The organism is Streptomyces sp. NPDC058284, assembly GCF_042881135.1.
In the GTDB taxonomy this organism is placed as follows: Bacteria; Actinomycetota; Actinomycetes; order Streptomycetales; family Streptomycetaceae; genus Streptomyces.
Genome location: NZ_JBHVYE010000002.1, coordinates 127,969 through 151,062, shown reverse-complemented (window position 1 = coordinate 151,062; position 23,094 = coordinate 127,969). Strand labels below are relative to the sequence as shown.

The window sequence follows — 23,094 nt, the reverse complement described above, 5'->3', positions numbered from 1 at the left end:
GCGACTGGGGCCGGAAGCACGCTACGGGGTCTGGGTGTGACACCACCCGCACCGAGGCTGATGCGCCCAACGTACTCCTGGTCACAAGGCGAAACACGTCTTCCCCCCACAGAGACAGCCCGATGTGCCTTCCGTATGCCCCAAGGGGTGTATTCGGTCCCAGTTCCCACAGGAGCATCACGGTGTGCGGCACTGACCGAGTGCGTGCCGAACGGCACCGCATGAACCTGCCCGTCCCGCGAGTCAAGGCAGGGCCGCCCGGCGCAAGATGAGTCACTCGTCCGTTCGGCGGCGGCCAGACCCACCAGCGCCGCTGAGCGCAGCCTGCCACTCGTGAAAGTCCCAGTTCTCCATGCCCGTCCTCAACTCGACCCGTGGCGATCAACTTAGCGCTGGCCGCCACGTCGCAGCCGGGACGAAGGCGAAGGGCGGCCGGTCGTCGTACTTGCGCCGGGCTGACACGGAGCACGTTCCACCGCCACTTCGCCGAGCGGGGAGATCCTCACCGCGGGGCAGGGCAGCGCCCGGCCGCGCTCCGGCTACTTCTCGGCGGCGGCTCGTTCCTCCGAGGCCGTGACCGTGGCGGGCTTTCCGGCCTGGAGTTGCTGAAGACGCTTCAGCGTGGCGCTGAGCATGGCCTGCGCACCCGATGGATCACCGCCGGTGTTGCCGTCGATCTGCACGCGGATGTTGACCTTGCCCGAGCGGCTGTAGCCGTCGATGTTGTCCTCGCTTGCGCCGGGGTTGATCACGAGCGTGCTCTCGTCGCCCACCGGCGGCTTCGCGGGCTGCTCCTTGTTCTTCTCGGTGCCCTTCCACGCCATGTACGCGTTGTGCGCGTCCTTGGCCGTGTCGAAGAGGCAGATGTGAACATCCGCCATGTTGAGCGTGGAACCGTTGTATTCGTACGAGGCATCGCTGCCCCGGGCCCACCCCTTCGGGACGGAGTCGTCATCGGAGCGGTTGCAATAGGCCCCCTCGGTCACGTCCTTGGTGCCGTGCACGGTGTATCCGGGAAGTGTCTCGCCGTCGCCCAGCACCGCTTTGGTGAGGTCCGCCTGCGAGAGGTCCTTCGTGATCGGCTTCGGAGCGGGGGAGGAGACCTGCTCCTTGGCGCCCTGGGCGCCGGAGGCGGAGTTGGACTCCTCGCCGCTGGAGGAGCAGGCGGTGAGGGCGGTCATCCCGACGAGCGAGGCGGCAAGGGCGAGGCGTACGCGTGACATGAGCAGAGCCTATCCAGTGCGTGATCATGAACCGACGGGGCCCGTAGATCACTCCCGTTACTATGCTCACTTCATGGCAGAGGTGGAAAGCAGGGGACGCGGCGCTGTCGATGGATTGCCGAGTCGAGTGAATGGGCGGCCCGTGAAAGCGCTGACAGAGGTCACTGCGACCCGTTACGTCGAGCCGTTGCACACGGGCGGCTCCGTGCCCGGCGTCGTCGAGGCCGACGATCTCGGTACGTACGTCGTCAAGTTCACCGGCTCCGCCCAGGGCCGCAAGGCGCTGGTCGCCGAGATCATCGTCGGTGAGCTGGCGCGCCACCTCGGGCTGCGCTTCCCCGAGCTGGTCCTGGTGCACTTCGATCCGGCGGTCGCCGCCGACGAACCGCACCAGGAGGTCCAGGACCTGCTGCACGCCAGCGCGGGCCTCAACCTCGGCATGGGCCTGCTGCCGGGCGCGAAGGACTTCACCCCGGAAGCCATCGACGTCGACCCCCTGGAGGCCGGCAAGGTCGTCTGGCTCGACGCCCTCACGGCCAACGTCGACCGCACGGTGCACAGCTCGAACCTGATGATCTGGCCCACCTTCGGAGTCCTGCCGCCGAAGCTGTGGCTCATCGACCACGGGGCGGCCCTGGTCTTCCACCACCGCTGGGGCGCCTCCGCGCCGGACAAGGCGTACGACTTCCGCCACCACGCCCTCGGGGGGTACGGGCCCGACACGGCCGCCGCCGACGCGGAACTGGCGCCCCTGGTCACCGAGGCCGTGCTGCGCGAGATCGTCGGCCTCGTGCCGGAGGCGTGGCTGGCGGACGAGCCGGGCTTCTCCTCCCCCGCACAGGTGCGGGAGGCGTACGTCGCCTTCCTGCTGGCCCGTGCGCGCGCCTCGGCGGCCTGGCTGCCCAGGGACTTTCCCAGCCGGGGGGAGCTTGCCGCGGCGGACGCGCGGCGCGCCGCGGCAACCGAGAAGGCTCGTCCGGCCTGGCTGAAGCGGGTGCCCGATCTGCACGGGAAGCCTGCGGCTGAACAGGATTGGTCCTCGCATCTCGGTTAGCCGCGGGCTGTCTGTGGCTGAGCGCGCGGTTCCCCGCGCCCCTACGGGGCGTGGCGCCCCCCTCTGAGGCGGGCATGACTGAGCCCCCGGCGCTGTGCGGTGCCGGGGGCTCAGTCGTTGGTGCACGCTCAGCGCAGCTGCTCGTACGCCGGGAGGGTCAGGAAGTCCGCGTAGTCCGCGTCCAGGGAGACCTGGAGGAGGAGGTCGTGGGCCTGCTGCCACTTGCCGGCCGCGAAGGCCTCGTCGCCGATCTCGGCGCGGATGGCGTCGAGCTCCCGCGCCGCCACCTCGCGGGCGAGGTCGGCGGTGGCGGTCCTGCCGTCCTCGAAGACGACGCCCGCGTTGATCCACTGCCAGATCTGCGAGCGCGAGATCTCGGCGGTGGCCGCGTCCTCCATGAGGTTGAAGATGGCGACGGCGCCGAGGCCGCGCAGCCAGGCCTCGATGTAACGGATGCCGACCTGGACGGCGTTGACCAGGCCGTCGAAGGTGGGCTTGGCGTCGAGCGAGTCGATGGCGATCAGATCGCCGGGCGCGACCCGCACGTCCTCGCGCAGGCGGTCCTTCTGGTTCGGCTTGTCGCCGAGCACCGCGTCGAAGGACTTCATGGCGATCGGGACGAGGTCCGGGTGCGCCACCCAGGAGCCGTCGAAGCCGTCGTTCGCCTCGCGGTCCTTGTCGTTCTTGACCTTCTCGAAGGCGACCTTGTTCACCTCGGCGTCCTTGCGGGACGGGATGAACGCGGCCATGCCGCCGATGGCGTGGGCACCGCGCTTGTGGCAGGTGCGCACGAGCAGCTCGGTGTACGCCCGCATGAAGGGGGCCGTCATCGTGACCAGGTTGCGGTCCGGCAGGACGAACTTCGAGCCGCCGTCACGGAAGTTCTTGACGATGGAGAAGAGGTAGTCCCAGCGGCCGGCGTTCAGGCCAGAGGCGTGGTCGCGGAGCTCGTAGAGGATCTCCTCCATCTGGTACGCGGCGGTGATCGTCTCGATCAGGACGGTCGCGCGGACCGTGCCCTGGGGGATGCCGACGTAGTCCTGGGCGAAGACGAAGATGTCGTTCCAGAGGCGCGCCTCCAGGTACGACTCCGTCTTCGGGAGGTAGAAGTACGGGCCCTTGCCGAGCTCGATGAGCCGCTTGGCGTTGTGGAAGAAGTAGAGCCCGAAGTCGACGAGGGCACCGGGGACCGGCGCGCCGTCGACCTGCAGGTGGCGCTCCTCCAGGTGCCAGCCGCGCGGTCGCATGACGACCGTGGCGAGCTCGTCGGCGTCCTTGAGGGCGTACGACTTGCCGGTGCGCTCGTCGGTGAAGTCGATCTCGCGCCGGTAGGCGTTGATGAGGTTGAGCTGGCCGAGGATGACGTTCTCCCAGGTGGGAGCGGAGGCGTCCTCGAAGTCGGCGAGCCAGACCCTGGCGCCCGAGTTGAGGGCGTTGATGGTCATCTTGCGGTCGGTCGGTCCCGTGATCTCCACGCGGCGGTCGTTCAGCGCGGCCGGGGCCGGGGCGACCTTCCAGGAGTCGTCCTCGCGGACCGCGGCGGTCTCCGGGAGGAAGTCCAGGGTGGAGGTGCGGGCGATCTCGGCACGGCGCTCGGCGCGCCGGGCGAGGAGTTCGTCACGCCGGGGCGTGAACAGCCGGTGCAGCTCGGCCACAAAGGCGAGGGCCGCGTCGGTGAGCACCTCTTCCTGCCGGGGCAGGGGCTCTGCGTCGACGATGGCCAGCGGCGACGGCGCTAGTGCGGACATGAGCTGTCACTTCCTTCAGAGAGCTGCACGGACGGTGCCGGCCGAGCCGCCGGGCAGACGCGGTGGCACTGGGTGCCACAGGAGCCGAGGTGCGGCTGTGGGCCCCGTCCGAGATAACGGGCCTTCTGGTCAGTGGATACTAGTTTCCTCATGGTGGAAGTTCAATGGTTTGTTGATGTCGAGATTCTTCTTGTCGACAGAACGTGTCGCTGAGTGCCACGCCGGTCACTCCACGTGGGCCGTGACGCCGGAGGCTCCGGAGGCCGCGGTTCCCGGTCCCGGCTCCAGGCGGCTCAGATCGGCGGCCGTGTCGATGTCGTACGCCTCGGCCACGTCCCCGCACTCGATGAGCGCGATCTCACCCGCGTGCTCCCGCAAGTAGTCGCGTGCCCCCCGGTCGCCGACCGCACTCGCCCCGATCCCGGCCCAGTGCCCGGAGCCGAACAGGACCGGGTGACCCCGCTTCCCGTCGTACGCCGCCGCCGCGAGCGTCCCTGGCGAGCGGTACGCGGCGCGTACGCGGGCGGTGGCCTCCGCGCCGATGCCCGGCTGGTCGACGAGTGAGACGAGAGCGGCGCCCGCGCCGGTGCCTCGCAGCGAAGCGAGGCCCGCCCGCAGGGAGGAGCCCATGCCCTCCTCCCACTCCGGGTTGTCGATCAGTACGCAGCCGGGGAGCGAGGCCCGTGCGCGTACGGTGTCGGCGGACGCGCCGAGGACCACGTGCACTCGTGTGCAGCCGGCGTCGCGCAGTACGCGTACGGCGTGCTCCACCAGGGGGCGGCCCCGGTGCTCCAGGAGGGCCTTCGGGTGTCCGCCGAGGCGCCGCCCGCCGCCTGCGGCGAGCAGCAGGCCGATGATCTCCCCCGCCTCGTCGGTCCGTGCGTTCGTCTCTTCTGTCGTCATGCCTCCTGGATACACCTAGCCGGCGCTGCCGCGGTTCGCGGTGGGTGGGTCGGCCCCCGCCGGACAGGACCGCCGCTTCGCGGCGGATGTATCCCACCCACCCACCCGTTTGCCCCGCAGCGCACGGCGGAGGTAGGGGCGGGGGCGTTTGCCCCGCAACGTACGGCAGGACGGGTCAGCCCCCACCGGGCCGCAGCCGCGAGACCGGCCGGAGGGGACGTGGGGGTATGTGCGAACGGAGCACCGAGCACGCTGTAGCCCCGTTGTTCGTGCAGCGTGACGCAGGGATAGCGAGTACGCACATACCCCCGCGGCCCCGCCCCACAACCGAACAACAGGCGCCCCAGCCCTCCCAGGCGAGTCACGCCACCCAATGCCGGTGCCCATCACCCCCACCATCCGCACCACCCCGCAAGCCATCCGCACCACCCCGCAAGCCGCAGGCCAACGTCGTCGACAGGCGCAGCACCGCCTCCTCCGAACGCTCCGGCGGCAGCGTGTAGGGAACGCGCAACCGGTGCTCATGCGTCCCCGGATCCGCACCGAACCGTGAGCCGCCCTCGATCCGTACGCCCCGTGCGAGCGCCGCCCGCGCCAGCGACGAAGCGATCGGCCGGCCCAGGTCCACCCAGAGCGAGAGCCCGCCGGGCGGCAACTGCCAGCGCCACTCCGGGAGGTGGCGGGTGAGGGACGCCGCGAGCGCGTCCCGCTGGGCCCGCAGCCGGGGCAGCCGCTCGCGCAGCACGTCGTCCATGCCGCGCAGCAGATGGAGCGCGACCAGCTGCTCGATGACGGGCGTCGCCATGTCGCCCGGCACACGTTTCGTGGCGAGTTCGGTGATCAGCCCCGACCCGGCCCGCACCCACCCGATCCGCAGCCCGCCCCAGTGCGTCTTGCTCAACGACCCGACGGTGACCACCTGTTCGCCCGCGCCGTGCGGTGCGAGCGAGGCGAAGGGGGCGGGCGGCGGCCCGTCGAGCGCGATGTCGGCGATGGTCTCGTCGATCAGCAGCCAGGTGCCCGTGGCGCGGGCCGTCTCCATGATGCGTACCCGCTGCTCGCGCGGCATCAGACGGCCCGTCGGGTTCTGGAAGTCCGGTACGAGGTAGGCGATGCGGGGCGCCGCCTGCCGCAGCGACGACTCGACGAGACCGCTGTCCCAGCCGTCCTCGGTGACCGGCACCGGCACCGCGCGCAGCCCCGCGCCGCGGATCGCGTCGAGGGCGTTCGGGTACGAGGGGTTCTCGACGAGGACGCGGTCGCCGGGCCTGCCCAGCAGGGAGAGGGTGAGGGACAGCGCGTGCTGGGCGCCGGTGGTGATCAGGATCTGGTCCGGCAGCGTGGACAGCCCGCGCCGGGTGAAGCGCTCGGCGACGGCGGCCCGCAACTCCGGTATCCCGTACGGGTGATAGCCCGGCGTCGGCGCGTGCTCGGCCAGCATCGCACCCGCCGCGGCCAGCGCCGCCGAGAGCTCGGCGGCAGGCGCGCCGGGCGCGGCGATCGCGAGATCCAGCACGTCGTCGTCCGCCATGAACGCCACGACGTTGGACGGCCGTCGCCCGTGCGGCAGCTCGGTCCAGGTGCCGGCGCCGCGGCGGCTGTGTGCGTAGCCGCCCTCGCGCAGCACGTCGTACGCCGCCGTGACGGTGGCCCGGCTGACGGTCAGCGCCGAGGCCAGTTCACGCTCGGCGGGCAGCCGGGTGTGCAGCGGGATGCGGCCGTCGAGGAGGAGGGTGCGGACGCCGTGGGCGAGCGCGCGGTAGCCGGGGCGCTCGCCGCAGGCGCTGGTCAGCAGCCCGGCGAGCAGGCGGCTGCCGAGCCTCCTGTCCATGGTGGGGACCGCTCGTGCGTCTGCCATGCCAACTCCCGCTGATTGGCCCTGCTCTCCAGGCCAATCAGCGTACAGACTCCCTTCCGAACGGCATCGGTTGACTTGGTTTGGCCTGGGAGGAACAGAGCGATGGCACGGACGGAGAGCGGGGACCGGGACGAGGGGCGCGTCGTCGTGGGAGTGACGGGTTCGCTCGCGAGCCTCGCGGCGCTGCGCGCGGGCGCCGACGAGGCCCGGCGGAGCGACCGCGTGCTCGTCGCCGTGATCGCCTGGGAGCCGCCGGAGGGGGAAGCGCGGTATGTGCGCCACCCCGACGCGAGATGGGCACGGTACTGGGAGGCCGAGGCGCGGGCCCGCATCGACCGGGCCTTCGACGAGGTCTTCGGCGGCGCGCCGGACGGCGTGCGGGTCGAGCGCAGGGTCGTCAGGGGCCGGCCGGGTCGCATCCTGTGCGAGCTGGCGAAGGGGCCGGACGACATGCTGGTCGTCGGGGCCAGGCAGGGCAGGCGCCGGATGACCCGCCTGCACCGCTACGTCACGTCTCGCGCGCGCTGCGCCGTCTTCACGGTCCCGGCACCGCCCGTGCCGCGGGGGCTGCGCCGGGCGCTGCGCAGGATGACAGCGGACGACTTCGCCCTGGTCGGACACTGACGGCCTCGCCCCGAGCCTCGACGCGAGTCTCGTCAGGGTTGCCGTCGGATCAGGCCCCGCGTCGTCGCCGCCGCGACCGCCGCCGTGCGGGAGTCGACCTCCAGCTTGGCGTAGATGTGCACCAGGTGGGACTTCACCGTGGCCTGGCTGAGGAACAGTTCTCTGCTGATCTGCTGGTTGGACAGGCCGTCCTTCACCAGCCGCAGCACCTCCAGCTCGCGGCGGCTCAGCGCCTGGGCGGGCGCCCGCATCCGGTCCATGAGCCGGTGCGCGACCGAGGGGGCGAGCGCGGAACGGCCGGAGGCCGCCGTGCGGACCGCCGCGGCCAGTTCCTCGGGCGGCGCGTCCTTGAGCAGGTACCCCGCGGCGCCCGCCTCCACCGCCGCGAGGATGTCCGCGTCCGTGTCGTACGTGGTGAGGACGAGGACGCGTGGCGCGCCCGCGCGGGCGGTGATCGCCGCGGTCGCGGCGGCGCCGTGCATCCCCGCGCCGAACTGCAGGTCCATCAGGACGACGTCGACGCGGCCGGGACCCTCGGCCGCGGCCCGCTCCACCGCGGCCTCCGCCGTCGCCGCCTCCGCGACGATCTCGAAGTCGGGCTCCGCGTCGAGGACCGCGCGCAGCCCGGCGCGTACGACGGGATGGTCGTCGGCGAGCAGCAGCCGGACCGTCGTGCCGGGCGACCACGTCATGCGGCGGCCTCCCTCGGCGACGCGGGCAGCGGCAGCGAGACGGCCACCGCCGTGCCCTGACCCGGGCCGGACTCGACCGTGAACGTACCGCCGAGCGACCGCGCGCGCGAACGCATCGCGGGCAGCCCGAAGCCGCCGTCGCCATCGGTGGCGCAGCCGTCGCCGGTACGTTCCACCGCCGCGGGGTCGAAGCCGCGGCCGTCGTCGACCACGTCCAGCGTCACCGAGGCGTCCATGAACGTCAACGTGATCTCGGCGCGGGCCGCACCGGCATGCCGCACCGTGTTGGCGAGGGCGGACTGCGCGACGCGGAGCAGCGCCACCTCGTACGGCGTGGGAAGCTCCGTCGGCGTACCGCTGAGCGAGAACCGGACACGCGGTCCGGGGCTCGCCGCGCTCAGCCGCTCCAGGGCCCCGGCGAGCGAGCCGTGCGCCAGGTCGGGCGGGGAGAGCGCGCGGACGAACCGGCGGGCCTCGGCGAGGTTGTCCTGTGCGGTCGCGCGCGCCCGTTCGATGTGCGGGGCGGCGGGGGCGTCGGACGGCAGGGCGCGCAGGGCCGCGCGCAGCAGGAGCTGGATCGAGGACAGCCCCTGGGCGAGCGTGTCGTGGATCTCCCGGGCCAGGCGCTCCCGCTCCGCCAGCGTGCCCGCGGTGCGCTCGGCGGCGGCGAGTTCGGCGCGCGTGGCCATCAGCTCGTCGATGAGCTCGCGGCGCCGTTCGCTTTCGCGGTACAGCGCCTGGTAGCCGAGGACGGTGGCGACGGCCACGGCGGCGCCGAGCAGCGGCCCGATGAAGCTGCCCGGTGTGACGCGCTCGCTGTGCACCAGGAAACTCGCGATGGCGGCCACCGCGGTCACCAGGACCGCGGGCAGCGCCCGGCGCGTCGGCAGCAGGTGCAGCTGCAGGAAGTAGAGGGGGAAGGCGGCCCACAGCCCGTCCGGCGAGAGGACGAGCAGCACCAACCAGCACGCGCCGAGCGCCACGAGCCACCAGGCCGCCGCGCGCCCCGGGCGGGTCACGGCGGGACCGACCGTACCCGCGGCGTAGACACCGGCCATGAGCAGCGCCGCCGCGACGGCGGCGGCGGGATGCTCCGCGCCACCGGCCACCGCCTTGACCGCGGCGAGCGCGAGCAGCCCCGCGAGGAGGGCGTGCAGGCAGAGGCGGAGGGTGAGGGAGACGGGGGTGAGGACGGCGGGACCGGCCTCGGCGGGGGCTGCGGCGGGGGCGTTTGCTCGGGTGGGCGTCATGGGGTGATGGGGTGAGGGTCCTGGGGCTGGGGTGGCGGTCAAGGGGGCGGGGCAGGTCCGGCGCGTTGGCGGACCAGGCCGGGCCTGGGTCGTACACCCCGGGGGGCTGGGGCGGCCGGGGCCCGGTGTGTGGGGTGCGCCGCGCGGCGTACGTCGGGTGAGGCGCGCCCCGCGACCGGATGCCGTCCTCCCTCCACCGTACGGCCGTCCCCGCCCCCGCTCGTCAATCGAAAGGTTGATGCTCGGTGCCCCCCTTCGATTCGGGTGAACGCTGCTGTGGCGCGATGCCAGGGCGCCCGGCGTGGCCGCAGGGTGGGGGCATGTTCGTCGCATGGAGAGACCTGCGGTTCGCCAAGGGGCGGTTCGCCCTGATGGGAGCCGTCGTCGTGCTGATCACCCTGCTCGTCGGCCTGCTGTCCGGGTTGACCGCCGGGCTGGCCAGGGAGAACACCTCGGCCATCACGGGGCTGCCCGCCGACCATCTGGCGTTCGCCGCGCCACCGGACGGCCGGTCCGTCTCCTTCACGAGCTCGACCCTGGACCGGGACGCCTGGGAGACCTGGGCGGGCCGCCCGGGTGTCACCTCCGCGCAGCCCATTGGCATCAGCACCCTCGACGCCACATCGGGCGACCGGTCGGGCGCCGTCTCCGCGTTCGGGGTCCGGCCCGACGCCGGGATCGCCCCGGACGGCGTCGCCCCGGGGCGGGCCGTGCTCTCGCGGAAGGCCGCCGCGGACCTCGGGGTCGGCGTCGGGGACCGCGTCAGGCTCGGCGGCCGGGCGGTCGAGGAGCGGGTGGCGCGGGTCGCGTCCGACGCCTCGTACAGCCACACGCCCGTGGTCTGGATCTCCCTCGGCGACTGGCAGGGCCTCGGCCACCGCGGTACGCCCGCGTCGGGCGAGCAGGCGACGGTGGTGGCGCTGCGGACGGCCGACGGGGTCGACCTGGCCGCGGGCGACGCGGCGGCGGGGACCGAGACGACGTCGCTGGAGGGCGCGCTCCCGGCCATCGGCTCGTACCAGGCCGAGAACGGGTCGCTGCAGTTGATGCGCGGGTTCCTGTTCGTGATCTCCGCGCTGGTGATAGGCGCGTTCTTCACCGTCTGGACGATCCAGCGGAGCGCGGACATCGCTGTGCTGAAGGCGCTCGGCGCCTCCACCCGGTACCTGCTGCGGGACGCGCTGGGGCAGGCCGTGATCGTGCTCGTCGCCGGAACGGCGCTCGGCACCGGGATCGCGGCAGCCGTGGGCGGGGCGGCGCTCGCCGGCGGTGACGTGCCGTTCGTCCTTGAGTCGTCGACCGTGCTGGGACCCGCCGGAGTGATGGTCGCGCTCGGGGTGGTCGGGGCCGGTCTGTCCGTACGGCGGATCACCGCTGTCGATCCGCTGGTCGCGTTGGGAAGTGCACGATGAGGACGAAGCACGAGTCCGCATCCGGCCTGCTGATCGAGGACGTCACGCTGACGTATCCCGACGGGGCCGGGCGGCTGACCGCGCTGGACGGAGTGGGGCTCGACGTGCCGGGAGGGACGATGACGGCGGTCGTCGGGCCTTCCGGGTCGGGCAAGTCGAGCCTGCTGGCCGTCGCGGCGACGCTGGTCACGCCCGACCGGGGGCGGGTAGTGGTGGACGGCGTGGACACGGCGGGGCTCGGGCGGGCCGAGAGGACGGAGCTGCGGCGGCGGCGCCTGGGGATCGTCTTCCAGCAGCCGCATCTGCTGGCGTCGCTCACGGCGCTGGAGCAGCTGGAGCTGATGGCCCATGTGGACGGACGGCGACGCGGCGCGCGGAGCGGTCAAGTGCGGGAGCGGGCGCGGGAGTTGCTGGCCGAGGTGGGCCTTTCGGCGGAGGCGGGACGGCGCCCGCACCAGCTGTCGGGCGGGCAGCGGCAGCGGGTGGGGATCGCGCGGGCGCTGATGAACGGCCCGGCGGTGCTGCTGGTCGACGAGCCGACCAGCGCCCTTGACCACGAGCGCGGGGCGGCCGTCCTGGACCTGCTGGCCGGGCTCACGCGGGAGCGAGGCACGGCGACGGTACTGGTCACGCACGACCGGGCGCTGCTCGGGCGCGCGGACCGGGTGGCGGAAATGAGGGACGGCCGACTGACGACGACCACGACTACGGCTCCGGACGGTCCGACCGCTCACGTCCCGAGGTGACCTGACCGGCGGGACCGTCCGACGCCCGATGCCTTACTCAGCCCTACATCACGGGGCAAAACGGGCGGGGGGGGGAAGCGTCCGCCGCGCAGCGGCGGCCCGTCCACCCCGCACCGACCACCCAGGTCAAAGGCTCAGGAGGCCGCCCCCGCGCTCGCCAGCGCCGCCGACAACTCCACCGCCACCTGCTGCAGCACCGGCACGATCCGGTCCGTCGCGGTCTCGGTCACCCGGCCCGCGGGGCCGGAGATGGAGATCGCCGCCGCGGTGGGGGAGTTCGGCACCGGCACGGCCAGGCACCGTACGCCGATCTCCTGCTCGTTGTCGTCCACCGCGTACCCCGAGCGGCGGACCTCGTCGAGCGCCGCGAGGAAACCCTCCGGCGTGGTGATCGTCTTCTCCGTGGCGGCGGGCATCCCGGTGCGGGCGAGCAGCGCCCGCACCTCCTCCGGCTCCGTGTACGCGAGCAGCGCCTTGCCGACCCCCGTGGAGTGCGGCAGGACCCGCCGGCCGACCTCGGTGAACATCCGCATGGAGTGCTTGGACGGCACCTGCGCGACGTACACGATCTCGTCGCCGTCGAGCAGCGCCATGTTCGCCGTCTCGCCGGTCTCCTCGACGAGGCGCGCGAGATAGGGCCGCGCCCACGTGCCGAGCAGCCGCGACGCGGATTCGCCGAGGCGGATCAGGCGCGGGCCGAGGGAGTAGCGGCGGTTGGCCTGCTGGCGTACGTATCCGCAGGCGACCAGCGTGCGCATGAGGCGGTGGATCGTGGGAAGCGGCAGGCCGCTGCTGGCGGAGAGTTCGCTGAGACCGACCTCGCCCCCCGCGTCCGCCATCCGCTCGAGCAGATCGAAGGCGCGCTCGAGGGACTGGACACCACCGCTGGCGGCGGGGGCTTTGGCTGCGGCGATCTCAGCAGGGGCGTCGCTGGCGCTTGACGTCGGCACGGCGCGTTCCTTTCGGTGCTGGCGGGCAAGGATGCAGCCTACCGGTCGGTTCTTCACGAGGGCTCTTGCCGGCCCTGCCGTTGTCGCCGGTCAGGGGGTCTTTGTCCGCGTCTCCGCGGGGTTGTCCCCGGCCCCTTGGGCGCTCGTGTTGTGCGTAGCTACGTTCTGGTAAGCGGAATTCTAATTCCACGTTGTGGAAACGTCCAGTGCGCACCGGAATGCGGGGTGCGCCGTGACGAGGTGCCGAAGCCCACCCTTGACGCCGTGCTCCCCAGCGTGAAAACTCCTTCAACAGAACGTTGAATTCCGTTAAGCGGAAGCAAAAGGTCTGTGCAGCGGAACAGAAGAAAGGGGACGCGGGTGTCCGGACAGGACGTGGACGTGGACGCGACGGCGGGCGCGAAGGTGGAACTGGTGCTCCGCTCGACCCGCGTGGTCACCCCGGAGGGAACGCGGGCCGCATCGGTCGCCGTATCGGGCGGGAAGATCGTGGCCGTGGCCGCGTACGACGCCGAGGTGCCGGACGGCGCACGCCTGGCGGATCTCGGCGACGACGCCCTGCTGCCGGGCCTGGTCGACACGCACGTCCACGTGAACGACCCGGGCCGCACCGAGTGGGAGGGCTTCTGGACCGCCACCCGCGCCGCCGCGGCCGGTGGCATCACCACCCTCATCGACATGCCCCTCAACTCGCTGCCGCCCACCACGACCGTCGCCAACCTGCGCACCAAGCAGGAGGTGGCCCGCAGCAAGGCCCACGTCGACGTGGGCTTCTGGGGCGGCGCCCTCCCCGACAACGTGCAGGACCTCAAGCCGCTGCACGACGTCGGTGTCTACGGTTTCAAGTGCTTCCTCTCGCCCTCGGGCGTCGAGGAGTTCCCCGAGCTGAACCAGGACCAGCTCGCCGCCTCCATGGCCGAGATCGCCGGGTTCGGCGGACTCCTCATCGTGCACGCCGAGGACCCGCACGAGCTGGACGCGGCCCCGCACACGACCGGCCCCAAGTACGCGGACTACCTCCGGACCCGGCCCCGTATCTCCGAGGACACCGCGATCGAAGGCCTCGTCGCCGTCGCCAAGCGGATCGGCGCGCGGGTCCACGTACTGCATCTGTCCTCCTCCGACGCCCTGCCGCTCATCGCCGCGGCCAAGCGTGAGGGTGTCGAGCTCACGGTGGAGACCTGCCCCCACTACCTCACCCTGACCGCCGAGGAAGTCCCGGACGGGGCGAGCGAGTTCAAGTGCTGCCCGCCCATCCGGGAGGGCGCCAACCAGGACCTGCTGTGGGAGGCGCTGGCCGACGGCACCATCGACTGCGTCGTCACGGACCACTCCCCGTCCACCGCCGACCTGAAGACCGACGACTTCGCGACCGCCTGGGGCGGCATCTCCGGGCTCCAGCTGAGCCTGCCCGCCGTCTGGACCGAGGCCCGCAAGCGCGGTCACTCCCTCGATGACGTGGTGCGGTGGATGTCCACCCGTACCGCACAACTGGTCGGACTCGACCACAAGGGCGCCATCGAGGCCGGCCGCGACGCCGACTTCGCGGTACTCGCGCCCGACGAGATCTTCACCGTGGACCCCGCGGAGCTGCAGCACAGGAACCGGGTCACGGCGTACGCGGGCAAGACCCTCAGCGGCGTCGTGAAGTCCACCTGGCTGCGCGGCGAACGCATCCTGCACGGCGGCGAGTTCAGTGAACCCGCAGGCCGACTTCTGGAAAGGAACAACTGAGTACTGTGACGGCGATACCCCACTTCACCGGCGACGCCAGCCCCTACGGCGGCGGCGAGCCCTACGCCGACTACCGCACGGCCGACTTCCCCTTCACCCAGTACGCCAACCTCGCCGACCGGCAGCTCGGCGCCGGTGTGATCGCCGCCAACGACGAGTTCTTCGCGATGCGCGAGAACCTGCTGCTCGCGCACCCTGCCGTCTTCGACCCCGAGCACTTCGGCCACAAGGGCAAGGTCATGGACGGCTGGGAGACCCGCCGTCGGCGCGGCGTGTCGGGCGAGCACCCGTGGCCCACCGCGGACGACCACGACTGGGCGCTCGTCCGGCTCGGCGCCTCGGGCGTCGTGCGCGGCATCGTCATCGACACCGCCCACTTCCGCGGCAACTACCCGCAGGCCGTCTCCGTCGAGGGCACCAGCGTCGACGGTTCGCCGACGCCCGAGCAGCTCTGCGGCGACGACGTGAAGTGGACGACCCTCGTCCCGCGCACGCCGGTCGGCGGCCACGCCGCCAACGGCTTCGCCGTCGACGTCGAGCAGCGCTTCACGCACCTGCGTGTCAACCAGCACCCGGACGGCGGCATCGCCCGCCTCCGTGTCCACGGCGAGGTCGTCGCCGACCCCAAGTGGCTCGCCGCGCTCGGCACGTTCGACGTCGTCGCGCTGGAGAACGGCGGCCAGGTCGAGGACGCCTCCGACCGCTTCTACTCCCCGGCCACCAACACCATCCAGCCGGGCCGCTCCCGCAAGATGGACGACGGCTGGGAGACCCGCAGGCGCCGCGACAACGGCAACGACTGGATCCGCTACCGGCTCGTCCAGCAGTCCGAGATCCGCGCCGTGGAGATCGACACCGCCTACCTCAAGGGCAACTCGGCGGGCTGGGCGTCCCTTTCGGTACGCGACGGGGAGTCGGGGGAGTGGGCCGAGGCGCTGCCGCGCACCCGACTGCAGCCCGACACCAACCACCGCTTCGTCCTCGACGCGCCGGTGGTCGGCACGCACGTGCGCGTCGACATCTTCCCCGACGGCGGCATCTCCCGCCTGCGCCTGTTCGGTTCGCTGACGGAGGACGGCGCGGCCAAGCTGGCCGCCCGCCACCAGGAGCTGGGCGGCTGACTCGCCCCCATGAACGCGGGGCGCACCGGGTGGACAGCCCCGGTGCGCCCCGCACCCATGTCCGGCCCGCGCCGGGACCGGCCGGTTCAGGCCGCGTGACCGCCGTCCACCGACAGCTCGGTGCCGGTGACGTACGCGGCCTCGTCCCCGGCGAGGTAGCCGACCATGGACGCCACCTCGCCGGCCGTCCCGAAGCGGCCGAGCGCGGTCATGGCGCTCTGGCCGTCGGCGAAGGGGCCGTCCGCCGGGTTCATGTCGGTGTCGATCGGGCCCGGCTGGACGAGGTTCGCCGTGATCCGGCGCCCGCCCAGTTCCCGGGCGAGCGCCTTGTTGAGCCCGATCAGCGCGGCCTTGCTGGTGGCGTAGAGCGTGCCGCCCGGCCCCGGCACCCGCTGGGCCATGCAGCTGCCGATGGTGATGATCCGGCCGCCGTCCCGCAGCCGTCCCGCCGCCGTCTGCGAGGCCAGGAAGACGCCGCGGACGTTGACGGCGAGGACGCGGTCGAGGTCGGCGAGCGTCAGATCGCCGACGGGGCCGAGGACGCCGATGCCCGCGTTGTTCACCAGGATGTCCAGGCCGCCCAGGTCGTCGGCCGCCCGGTCCACCGCTCCCGCCGCGTCCCCGGCGTCCGCCGCGTCCGCCCTGAGCGCGAAACCGCGCCGCCCCATTGACTCGATCTTCGCCACGACCTCGCGGGCCGCGTCCTCGTTGTGGACGTACGTGATCGCGACGTCCGCGCCCTCCTCGGCCAGCCGCAGCGCGATCGCCGCGCCCATGCCGCGGCTGCCGCCGGTGACCAGGGCGGTCTTGCCGTTGAGAGAAGACATGTCCAAACCTCTTCCGCAGATGTACCGGTGAAGTGCACCGGTGGTTCCGCACCGCTCCGGGCGAGAAGTGCTTGCGGGTTCAATGAAAGTCGTCCGGGGCGGCGTGGGCTGGCGGCAATCGGACGCGGATCTCGGCGGCCGGGCGGTGAGCGATGACTTCCGGGCGGCCCCGGGGTCTCAGTGGGTGAGAGCCGAACGAACCGCGCACAAGAACCGCCCGCAAGAACCGCCCGCATGAACCGCCGCATGAACCGCACACACGAACCGCCCACACGAACCGCCCACCGGAGAGAAGGCGTTCACCATGAAGCTCACCCTCACGCAGTTCCTCACCCTCGACGGCGTCTTCCAGGCACCTGGCGGCCCCGACGAGGACCGCAGCAACGGCTTCGAGCACGGCGGCTGGTCGGTGCCCTACGGCGACGAGGACTTCGGCGCCTTCATGACCGAGGTCTTCGACCGGGTCGACGCCTTCCTGCTCGGCAAGGGGACCTACGAGATCTTCGCCGGGTACTGGCCGAAAATGACGGACCCCGCCGACCCGATCGCCTCGCGGCTCAACTCCCTGCCGAAGTACGTGGCGAGCACCACCCTGACCGCCGCCGACTGGCAGGGCACGCGGATCATCGGCCGCGACGACCTCGTCAAGGACGTCACCGCGCTCAAGGAGCAGCCGGGGCGCGAGCTGCAGATGCACGGCAGCGGCGGCCTCGCCCGGTCCCTGATGGCGCACGGCCTGATCGACACCCTGCACCTGCTGACGTTCCCCGTCGTCCTCGGCACGGGCAAGCGCCTGTTCACCGAGGGCGCCCCGCCCACCGCCTTCCGGCACGCGCGGTCGCGTACGACGTCCAAGGGCGTGGTCATCAGCACGTACGAGCGCGAGGGGCGGCCGGAGTACGGCAGTTACTAGGAGGGCAGTTCCTGGCCGGCCGGGGGTGAAGGAGCCGAGGGAGACGGCGAGCGGTCCATCGCGTGGCCGCTCGGCGGCGCCCGGTTAACTCCCGGAAAACTTCACAGACTTGACGTTGACACGCCAACCTCTACGCGCGTCACACTGGACCCATGCGAATCCCCCCACGAAACCGCATCCTCGGCGCGGCCACGCTCGCCGCCGCCCTCCTCCTCGGCGGCCCCGTCGCGGCCACCGCGAACGCCACGCCCGTAGCCCCGGCCGCGCACTCCGTCACCGTCACGCATTCCGTCACGGCGGTCGGCAAGGTCTGCTACTCCGCGCTGCCCTCCCAGGCGCACGACACCCTCGACCTGATCAAGGCGGGCGGCCCCTACCCGTACCCGCAGGACGGCACGGTCTTCCAGAACCGCGAGGGCGTGCTGCCGAAGCAGAGCTCCGGTTACTACCACGAGTACACGGTCGTCACGCCGGGCTCGGGCGACCGCGGCGCCCGCCGCATCGTCACCGGTGACAGGAGCCAGGAGGACTACTACACCGCCGACCACTACGCGTCGTTCGCCCTGGTCGACCGCGGCTGCTGAACCACGGCTGCCGAAGGGCGCGGGCTCACTCCACCCGTCGGCTCCGCGCGGCGGCGAAGAGCGCGCAGGCCAGCACGGTGAGCGCCACGCTCACGTAGGTCTCGTAACCGTCGAGGAATCCGAGGCGCTGCACGAGGCCCCATCCGTGCAGCTCACCGGTGAACCTGTGGACCAGGCCGCCCGCGCCCTGCAACAGCAGCACCACACCGAGAATCTCCAGTATCTGCTTCATGGCGCAGATCCTCGCCCCGCACCTTCCCCGCGGACATCCGCCGCAGGGCGAGGACTCTCCCCGTGGACGGTCCGAAAGTCGGCGACCTGCTCGACTTTGGTAGATGATCATGCGCGAGGCGCCGCCGCGACCGTCACCGGTGCGTAGATTTGTCGACCATGAGCCGTACTGATCCCACGGGTGGGCCCGCGCGCGAGCCCGAGCCGAGGGCCGAGCCGGGGCGCGGACCCGAAGGCCTGGTCAAGCGGCCCTGGGCGCTGCCCTCCGCCATCGCCCGGGAGCTCGACCCGAGCCGCGCCGGGAGCAGGGCCCGGCGGACCGCGCGCGACTGGCTCGTCGACTTCGGCTGCTTCTTCGTCGCCGTCCTCATCGGGATGATCGGCGCCGACGCGATCAGCGCGAACCCGCACGTCTCCCAGGGCGCGGCCGACTTCGACCAAGTGACCGGCGCGGTCGCCTGCGCCGCGGTCTGGCTCCGCAGACGGTGGCCGCTCGGTCTCGCCATCGCGATGGTGCCGGTCTCGGTGGTCTCCGACACGGCGGGCGGCGCCGCGGCGGTGGCCCTCTTCACCCTCGCCGTGCACCGGCCGTTCCGGTACGTCGCGTGGGTCGGCGGGGCGTCGATCGCGGCGGTCCCGGTCATGTACCGGCTGCGGCCCGACAGGGAGATGCCCTACGCGGTCGCCATCGGGTTCGGCGTCCTCGCGACCGCGGCGGTCATCGGCTGGGGCATGTTCGTACGCTCCCGCCGCGAGCTCCTGCTCAGCCTGCGCGACCGCGCCGTCCGCGCCGAGAACGAGGCCGCGCTCCGCGCCGAACAGGCCCAGCGGCTCGCCCGCGAGGACATCGCCCGCGAGATGCACGACGTCCTCGCACACCGCCTCACCCTGCTCAGCGTGCACGCGGGAGCCCTCGAATTCCGCCCCGACGCACCCCGACCGGAGATCGCCAGGGCGGCCGGCGTCATCCGGGAGAGCGCCCACGAGGCCTTGCAGGACCTGCGCCAGGTGATCGGCGTCCTGCGCGGAGGGGACGCCGACGCCTCCGGCCGCCCGCAGCCCACACTCGCCGCCCTGGACACCCTGGTCGCCGAATCCCGCGAGGCAGGCATGAAGGTCGTCATCGACAACCGCGTCCCCGACCCCGCCGCCGTACCCGCCGCCCTCGGCCGCACCGCCTACCGCATCGCGCAGGAGGGCCTGACCAACGCCCGCAAACACGCCCCCGGCGCCGAGGTGACCGTGGCCGTCGCGGGCGCGCCCGGCGCAGGCCTGACCCTGTCCGTGCGCAACCCGGCGCCGCCCGGCCCCGTACCCGAGGTGCCCGGCTCCGGGCAGGGGCTGATCGGGCTCGCCGAGCGGGCCGCGCTCGCGGGCGGCCGGCTCGCCCACGCGCCGGGGCCCGACGGCGGATTCGACCTGGAGGCCTGGCTACCGTGGGCGCCATGAAACCGATCAGGCTGCTGCTCGTCGACGACGATCCGCTGGTGCGCGCCGGGCTCTCCTTCATGCTCGGCGGCGCGGACGACATCGAGATCGTGGGCGAGGCGGGCGACGGCACCGAGGTCGCCCCGCTGGTCGGCGAAGTCCGCCCCGACGTCGTCCTGATGGACATCCGCATGCCCACGATGGACGGCCTCGCCGCCACGGAGGCCCTGCGCAGGCGTCCAGGCGCCCCGGAGGTCATCGTCCTGACCACCTTCCACGCCGACGAGCAGGTGCTGCGTGCCCTGCGCGCGGGTGCGGCGGGGTTCGTCCTCAAGGACACCGCGCCGGCCGAGATCGTCGCCGCGGTACGCGCGGTGGCCGCGGGTGATCCGGTGCTCTCACCGACGGTGACCCAGCAGCTGATCACGCGCGTGACCGGTGTCGACCCGCGACTCGACCGCAGGCGGCGGGCGCTGGAGCGTCTGGAGACGCTGGGGGAGCGGGAGCGCGAGGTGGCCGTCGCGATCGGGCGCGGCGGGTCCAACGCGGAGATCGCGGCCCAGCTGTACCTGAGCATCGCCACGGTCAAGGCACACGTGTCCCGGATCCTGACGAAACTGGACCTGAACAACCGCGTGCAGATCGCCCTGCTCGCGCACGACGCGGGCCTCCTGGACCTGGACGGCTGAGAGGTGCTGGGGGCGGTCGGGGGAGGAGGGGCGGGAACTGATTCATCCGGCCCGCGCGTTGCCCGGGTGAGCACCTTTAGGAGACCCGCATGGCGGACACCATCGACCTCGCGGCGGACGGCGAGCGGTTCAGAAAGGACCCGCACTCCGTCTATGCGGAACTGCGCGCCCTCGGGCCCGTCCACCGCGTCCGCCTGCCACCCCCGGAGGACATCGGCGACTTCTATCTGATCGTCGGGTACGAGGAGTGCAGGACCGCGCTCACCGACCGCCGCTTCGCGAAGTCCTCGGCGAGCACGGGCTTCGCCTTCCACGAGGAGGAGCTGATCGGCACGCACCTCCTGATAGCCGACCCGCCCCACCACACCCGCCTGCGGGCGCTGGTCGCCCGCGAGTTCACCATGCGCAGGGTCGAGGCCCTGCGCCCCCGCGTCCAGCGCATCACGGACGACCTCCTCGACGCGATGCTCCTGCGGGGCGAATCGGCGCGGACCCGCCGCGGCGACCTGTTCGAAGCGCTGGCCTTCCCGCTCCCGATCACCGTCATCTGCGAGCTGCTCGGCGTCCCCGACATCGACCGCACCGCCTTCCGCCGGATGTCGAACGGCGTCGTGGCCTCGCCGACCCGGGAGGCGGAGCGCGCCGCCTTCGTGGAACTGGCGGGCTATCTCACCGATCTGGTCGCGGCCAAGCGCGCGGCGCCCGGCGACGATCTGATGAGCGCGCTGATCCGCACCACCGACGAGGACGGCGACCGGCTCTCGCCCGACGAACTGCGCGCCATGGCCTTCGTGCTGCTGATCGCCGGACACGAGACGACGGTCAACCTCATCGGCAACACCGTGCACACTCTCTTCACCCACCCCGGTCAACTGGCCGCGCTGCGTGCCGACATGACGCTCCTCGACGGCGCCATCGAGGAGGCGCTGCGCTTCGAGGGCCCGGTGGAGGCCGCGACGTACCGCTTCGCCACCGAGGACACGGAGCTGGGCGACCTCGTCATCCCCGCGGGCTCCGTCGTCCGGATCGGCCTCGCCGCGGCCGACCGTGACCCCGCCCGCTTCCCCGACCCCGACCGCTTCGACATCCGCCGCGCCCCGCAGGGCCACGTCGCCTTCGGGTACGGCCTGCACCACTGCCTGGGCGCCCAGCTGGCCCGGGTGGAGGCGAAGATCGCACTCGGCTCGCTCCTGGAGCGCTGCCCGGACCTCGCGCCGGACGGCCCGCCGGGGGAGTGGCTTCCGGGGACCCTGATCAGGGGGATGCGGCGGCTTCCCGTCCGGTGGTAGAAGTCGGTCATGACCGAGCCCTCCGCCGAGTTCCCCGCCGAGCCGCCCCTCGCCGACGATCCTGCCGAGATCCCTTCGGAGACCTCTGCGGAGACCGCGCCCGTGCAGCCTGCCGATGAGCCGCTGCCCGACCTGCGTGGGCTCGCCATGGCCCAGAAGGTCCTGGACGCCCAGCCGTTCAGCCGCCTCGTCCGGTCCCGCATCACCCGGTTCGGCGAGGGCGCGGCCACACTGGAGATCGGCATCCGCGAGGAACTGCACCAGCAGAACGGCTTCCTGCACGGCGGCGTGCTCGCCTACGCGGCCGACAACAGCATCACGTTCGCGGCCGGCACGACGCTCGGGCCCGCCGTGCTGACCTCGGGCTTCTCCATCCAGTACGTACGTCCCGCGACGGGCGCCACACTCGTCGCGCGCGCTGTCGTCGTCCACTCGGGGCGCCGCCAGGCGGTGGTCCGCTGCGAGCTGTCCACCGTGGCCGACGAGGGCACGGAGACACTCTGCGCGATCGCGCAGGGCACGGTGCTCTCCGCGGGCTGAGAGCCTGTCTTTGAACCCCCGTCGTCCGCGCGAAGCGCGGGCGCAGCGGTGGATTGGGGCCTCCCCTGCTCGAGCGGAGCCGAGAGCTTGGGGAAGCGTGCGATCGGTGTGCGGAGTCCTGGGTCATGTGGCGGAGCCACCTGTCCTGGGGCTCCGTGCGCCGAGCGTGCGTGCCGGGCGCCGGGGCGCAGGCGGGGGTTCAAAGACAGGCTCTGAGCCGCGCCGCGAGCCCGCCGGCCCGGTAGCGCGGCGCCCTACCCCTCGTACCCCTCCGAGTCCTCCGCGATCTCGGTCATCCGTACCGGCCGACGCTCCCTGCGCGACAGTTCGCACGCCTCCGCGATGCGCAGCGCGTGCAGCGCCTCACGGCCGTCGCAGGGGTTCGTCCGGTTTCCCCGGATGACGTCGACGAAGGCGGCGAGCTCCGCCTCGTACGCGGGGGCGAAACGCTCGAGGAAACCGGGCCAGGGCTTGACCGGCGCGGGCGGGCCCGCCGGTTCCACCGAGGTGAGGGGCGTGCGCTCGTCCATGCCGACCGCCAACTGGTCGCGATCCCCGGCGAGTTCCATGCGGACGTCGTACCCCGCGCCGTTGCAGCGGGTCGCCGTCGCCGTGGCGAGCGTGCCGTCGTCCAGGGTGAGGACCGCGGCCGCCGTGCCGACGTCGTCCGCCTCGCGGAACATCGCGGGGCCCGCGTCGGAGCCGGTCGCGTACACCTCGGTGACCTCACGCCCGGTGACCCACCGCAGGATGTCGAAGTCGTGGACCAGGCAGTCGCGGTAGAGGCCGCCGGAGAGCGGCAGGTACGCGGCCGGGGGCGGCGCCGGGTCCGAGGTGATCGCCCGCACGGTGTGCAGCCGCCCGAGGCGGCCGGCCCGCACCGCCTCGCGCGCCGCCGCGTACCCCGCGTCGAAGCGCCGCTGGAAGCCGAGTTGCAGCACCGTGCCCGCCGCCTCGACCTCGGCGAGGGCGGCGAGCGTGCCCGGCAGGTCGAGGGCGATGGGCTTCTCGCAGAACACCGGGAGCCCGGCCCGCGCGGCCCTGCCGATCAGCGGGGCGTGCGCCGAGGTCGCCGCCGTGATCACCACGGCGTCCACCCCGGCGGCGAAGACCTCGTCGACCGAGGGCACGGCCGTCGCGCCGGTCCGCGCCGCGAGATCGGCCGCTCTCGCGGCGTCCACGTCGGCGATCACCAGCGACGTCACCGCCGGGTGGCGGACCAGGGCCGCCGAGTGGAAGGAGCCGATGCGGCCCGTACCGATCAGTCCGATGCGCATG

General features: G+C 72.6%; 22 protein-coding genes. 12 read left to right on the top strand and 10 right to left on the bottom strand.

All coding sequences use genetic code 11. The features are described from left to right. Window positions 1-539 precede the first annotated feature (539 nt). Window positions 540-1,223 (bottom strand): hypothetical protein, encoded by a 684-nt coding sequence (locus ACFVYR_RS03935; RefSeq protein WP_384248239.1) that lies wholly within the window; start codon window positions 1,221-1,223, stop codon window positions 540-542. 151 nt (window positions 1,224-1,374) lie between these two features. Here ACFVYR_RS03935 and ACFVYR_RS03930 point away from each other — a divergent pair, with 151 nt between their 5' ends. After that, window positions 1,375-2,277 (top strand): HipA family kinase, encoded by a 903-nt coding sequence (locus ACFVYR_RS03930; RefSeq protein ID WP_384248675.1) that lies wholly within the window; start codon window positions 1,375-1,377, stop codon window positions 2,275-2,277. Between the two features lie 128 nt (window positions 2,278-2,405). On the opposite strand, the gene aceB is transcribed toward ACFVYR_RS03930, so the two are convergent. From aceB to ACFVYR_RS03915, 3 genes are all read right to left on the bottom strand, one after another. Then, a complete protein-coding gene (gene aceB / locus ACFVYR_RS03925; protein WP_384248238.1) occupies window positions 2,406-4,025 on the bottom strand; it encodes a malate synthase A in 1,620 nt (539 codons plus the stop codon). Between the two features lie 225 nt (window positions 4,026-4,250). Continuing rightward, window positions 4,251-4,928 carry an NTP transferase domain-containing protein gene (locus tag ACFVYR_RS03920; RefSeq protein WP_384248236.1) on the bottom strand — a complete coding sequence of 226 codons (678 nt, stop codon included), beginning with the start codon at window positions 4,926-4,928 and terminating at the stop codon, window positions 4,251-4,253. 361 nt (window positions 4,929-5,289) lie between these two features. Then, window positions 5,290-6,786 (bottom strand): PLP-dependent aminotransferase family protein, encoded by a 1,497-nt coding sequence (locus ACFVYR_RS03915; RefSeq protein ID WP_384248235.1) that lies wholly within the window; start codon window positions 6,784-6,786, stop codon window positions 5,290-5,292. Window positions 6,787-6,888: 102 nt separating this feature from the next. Here ACFVYR_RS03915 and ACFVYR_RS03910 point away from each other — a divergent pair, with 102 nt between their 5' ends. Continuing rightward, on the top strand, window positions 6,889-7,410 hold the full coding sequence (locus ACFVYR_RS03910; RefSeq protein ID WP_384248233.1) for a universal stress protein: 522 nt from the start codon (window positions 6,889-6,891) through the stop codon (window positions 7,408-7,410). Between the two features lie 32 nt (window positions 7,411-7,442). Here ACFVYR_RS03910 and ACFVYR_RS03905 read toward each other — a convergent pair whose 3' ends face one another. After that, on the bottom strand, window positions 7,443-8,102 hold the full coding sequence (locus ACFVYR_RS03905) for a response regulator (protein ID WP_384248231.1): 660 nt from the start codon (window positions 8,100-8,102) through the stop codon (window positions 7,443-7,445). Beyond that, window positions 8,099-9,352, bottom strand: a complete 1,254-nt coding sequence (locus ACFVYR_RS03900) for a sensor histidine kinase (protein ID WP_384248230.1) — start codon at window positions 9,350-9,352, stop codon at window positions 8,099-8,101. Before ACFVYR_RS03900 ends, ACFVYR_RS03905 begins: the two co-directional genes overlap by 4 nt. 320 nt (window positions 9,353-9,672) lie before the next feature. Here ACFVYR_RS03900 and ACFVYR_RS03895 point away from each other — a divergent pair, with 320 nt between their 5' ends. Together ACFVYR_RS03895 and ACFVYR_RS03890 are read left to right on the top strand one after the other, a co-directional pair. Further along, the gene (locus ACFVYR_RS03895; RefSeq protein WP_384248229.1) at window positions 9,673-10,764 is read left to right on the top strand and encodes an ABC transporter permease; all 1,092 of its coding nucleotides are present in this window, start codon (window positions 9,673-9,675) and stop codon (window positions 10,762-10,764) included. Beyond that, window positions 10,761-11,510, top strand: coding sequence for an ABC transporter ATP-binding protein (locus ACFVYR_RS03890; protein ID WP_384248227.1), 750 nt, complete (start codon window positions 10,761-10,763; stop codon window positions 11,508-11,510). The genes ACFVYR_RS03895 and ACFVYR_RS03890 overlap by 4 nt, the downstream gene beginning before the upstream one ends. 134 nt (window positions 11,511-11,644) lie before the next feature. Here ACFVYR_RS03890 and ACFVYR_RS03885 read toward each other — a convergent pair whose 3' ends face one another. Then, window positions 11,645-12,460 (bottom strand): IclR family transcriptional regulator, encoded by an 816-nt coding sequence (locus ACFVYR_RS03885; RefSeq protein WP_384248225.1) that lies wholly within the window; start codon window positions 12,458-12,460, stop codon window positions 11,645-11,647. Between the two features lie 360 nt (window positions 12,461-12,820). Here ACFVYR_RS03885 and allB point away from each other — a divergent pair, with 360 nt between their 5' ends. Both allB and alc read left to right on the top strand, forming a co-directional pair. Further along, entirely contained in the window at window positions 12,821-14,194 is a 1,374-nt protein-coding gene (allB, locus tag ACFVYR_RS03880; protein WP_384248223.1) for an allantoinase AllB, read from the top strand. Window positions 14,195-14,199: 5 nt separating this feature from the next. Further along, the gene (gene alc / locus ACFVYR_RS03875; RefSeq protein WP_384248222.1) at window positions 14,200-15,315 is read left to right on the top strand and encodes an allantoicase; all 1,116 of its coding nucleotides are present in this window, start codon (window positions 14,200-14,202) and stop codon (window positions 15,313-15,315) included. Window positions 15,316-15,401: 86 nt separating this feature from the next. Here alc and ACFVYR_RS03870 read toward each other — a convergent pair whose 3' ends face one another. Next, a complete protein-coding gene (locus ACFVYR_RS03870) occupies window positions 15,402-16,142 on the bottom strand; it encodes a 3-oxoacyl-ACP reductase family protein (protein ID WP_384248221.1) in 741 nt (246 codons plus the stop codon). A 304-nt stretch (window positions 16,143-16,446) separates the two neighbouring features. On the opposite strand from ACFVYR_RS03870, the gene ACFVYR_RS03865 reads away from it, so the two are divergent. Both ACFVYR_RS03865 and ACFVYR_RS03860 read left to right on the top strand, forming a co-directional pair. After that, complete coding sequence (locus tag ACFVYR_RS03865) at window positions 16,447-17,055, top strand: dihydrofolate reductase family protein (RefSeq protein WP_384248220.1); 609 nt, start codon at window positions 16,447-16,449, stop codon at window positions 17,053-17,055. A gap of 152 nt (window positions 17,056-17,207) precedes the next feature. Continuing rightward, the gene (locus tag ACFVYR_RS03860; RefSeq protein WP_384248219.1) at window positions 17,208-17,639 is read left to right on the top strand and encodes a ribonuclease; all 432 of its coding nucleotides are present in this window, start codon (window positions 17,208-17,210) and stop codon (window positions 17,637-17,639) included. 25 nt (window positions 17,640-17,664) lie between these two features. Here the strand turns inward: ACFVYR_RS03860 and ACFVYR_RS03855 are convergent, their stop codons facing one another. Further along, a complete protein-coding gene (locus ACFVYR_RS03855) occupies window positions 17,665-17,871 on the bottom strand; it encodes a hypothetical protein (RefSeq protein WP_384248218.1) in 207 nt (68 codons plus the stop codon). A 158-nt stretch (window positions 17,872-18,029) separates the two neighbouring features. On the opposite strand from ACFVYR_RS03855, the gene ACFVYR_RS03850 reads away from it, so the two are divergent. The 4 genes from ACFVYR_RS03850 (at window position 18,030) to ACFVYR_RS03835 (ending at window position 21,816) form a co-directional block, all read left to right on the top strand. Further along, on the top strand, window positions 18,030-19,319 hold the full coding sequence (locus ACFVYR_RS03850) for a sensor histidine kinase (protein ID WP_384248216.1): 1,290 nt from the start codon (window positions 18,030-18,032) through the stop codon (window positions 19,317-19,319). Beyond that, window positions 19,316-19,987: a response regulator gene (locus tag ACFVYR_RS03845; RefSeq protein WP_384248215.1), complete on the top strand. Its 672-nt coding sequence runs from the start codon at window positions 19,316-19,318 to the stop codon at window positions 19,985-19,987. The genes ACFVYR_RS03850 and ACFVYR_RS03845 overlap by 4 nt, the downstream gene beginning before the upstream one ends. An 89-nt stretch (window positions 19,988-20,076) precedes the next feature. Then, entirely contained in the window at window positions 20,077-21,276 is a 1,200-nt protein-coding gene (locus ACFVYR_RS03840; RefSeq protein WP_384248214.1) for a cytochrome P450, read from the top strand. A 147-nt stretch (window positions 21,277-21,423) separates the two neighbouring features. Then, a complete protein-coding gene (locus ACFVYR_RS03835) occupies window positions 21,424-21,816 on the top strand; it encodes a PaaI family thioesterase (protein ID WP_384248672.1) in 393 nt (130 codons plus the stop codon). 254 nt (window positions 21,817-22,070) lie between these two features. On the opposite strand, the gene ACFVYR_RS03830 is transcribed toward ACFVYR_RS03835, so the two are convergent. Beyond that, entirely contained in the window at window positions 22,071-23,093 is a 1,023-nt protein-coding gene (locus ACFVYR_RS03830; RefSeq protein ID WP_384248212.1) for a Gfo/Idh/MocA family oxidoreductase, read from the bottom strand. Window position 23,094: the final 1 nt, after the last annotated feature.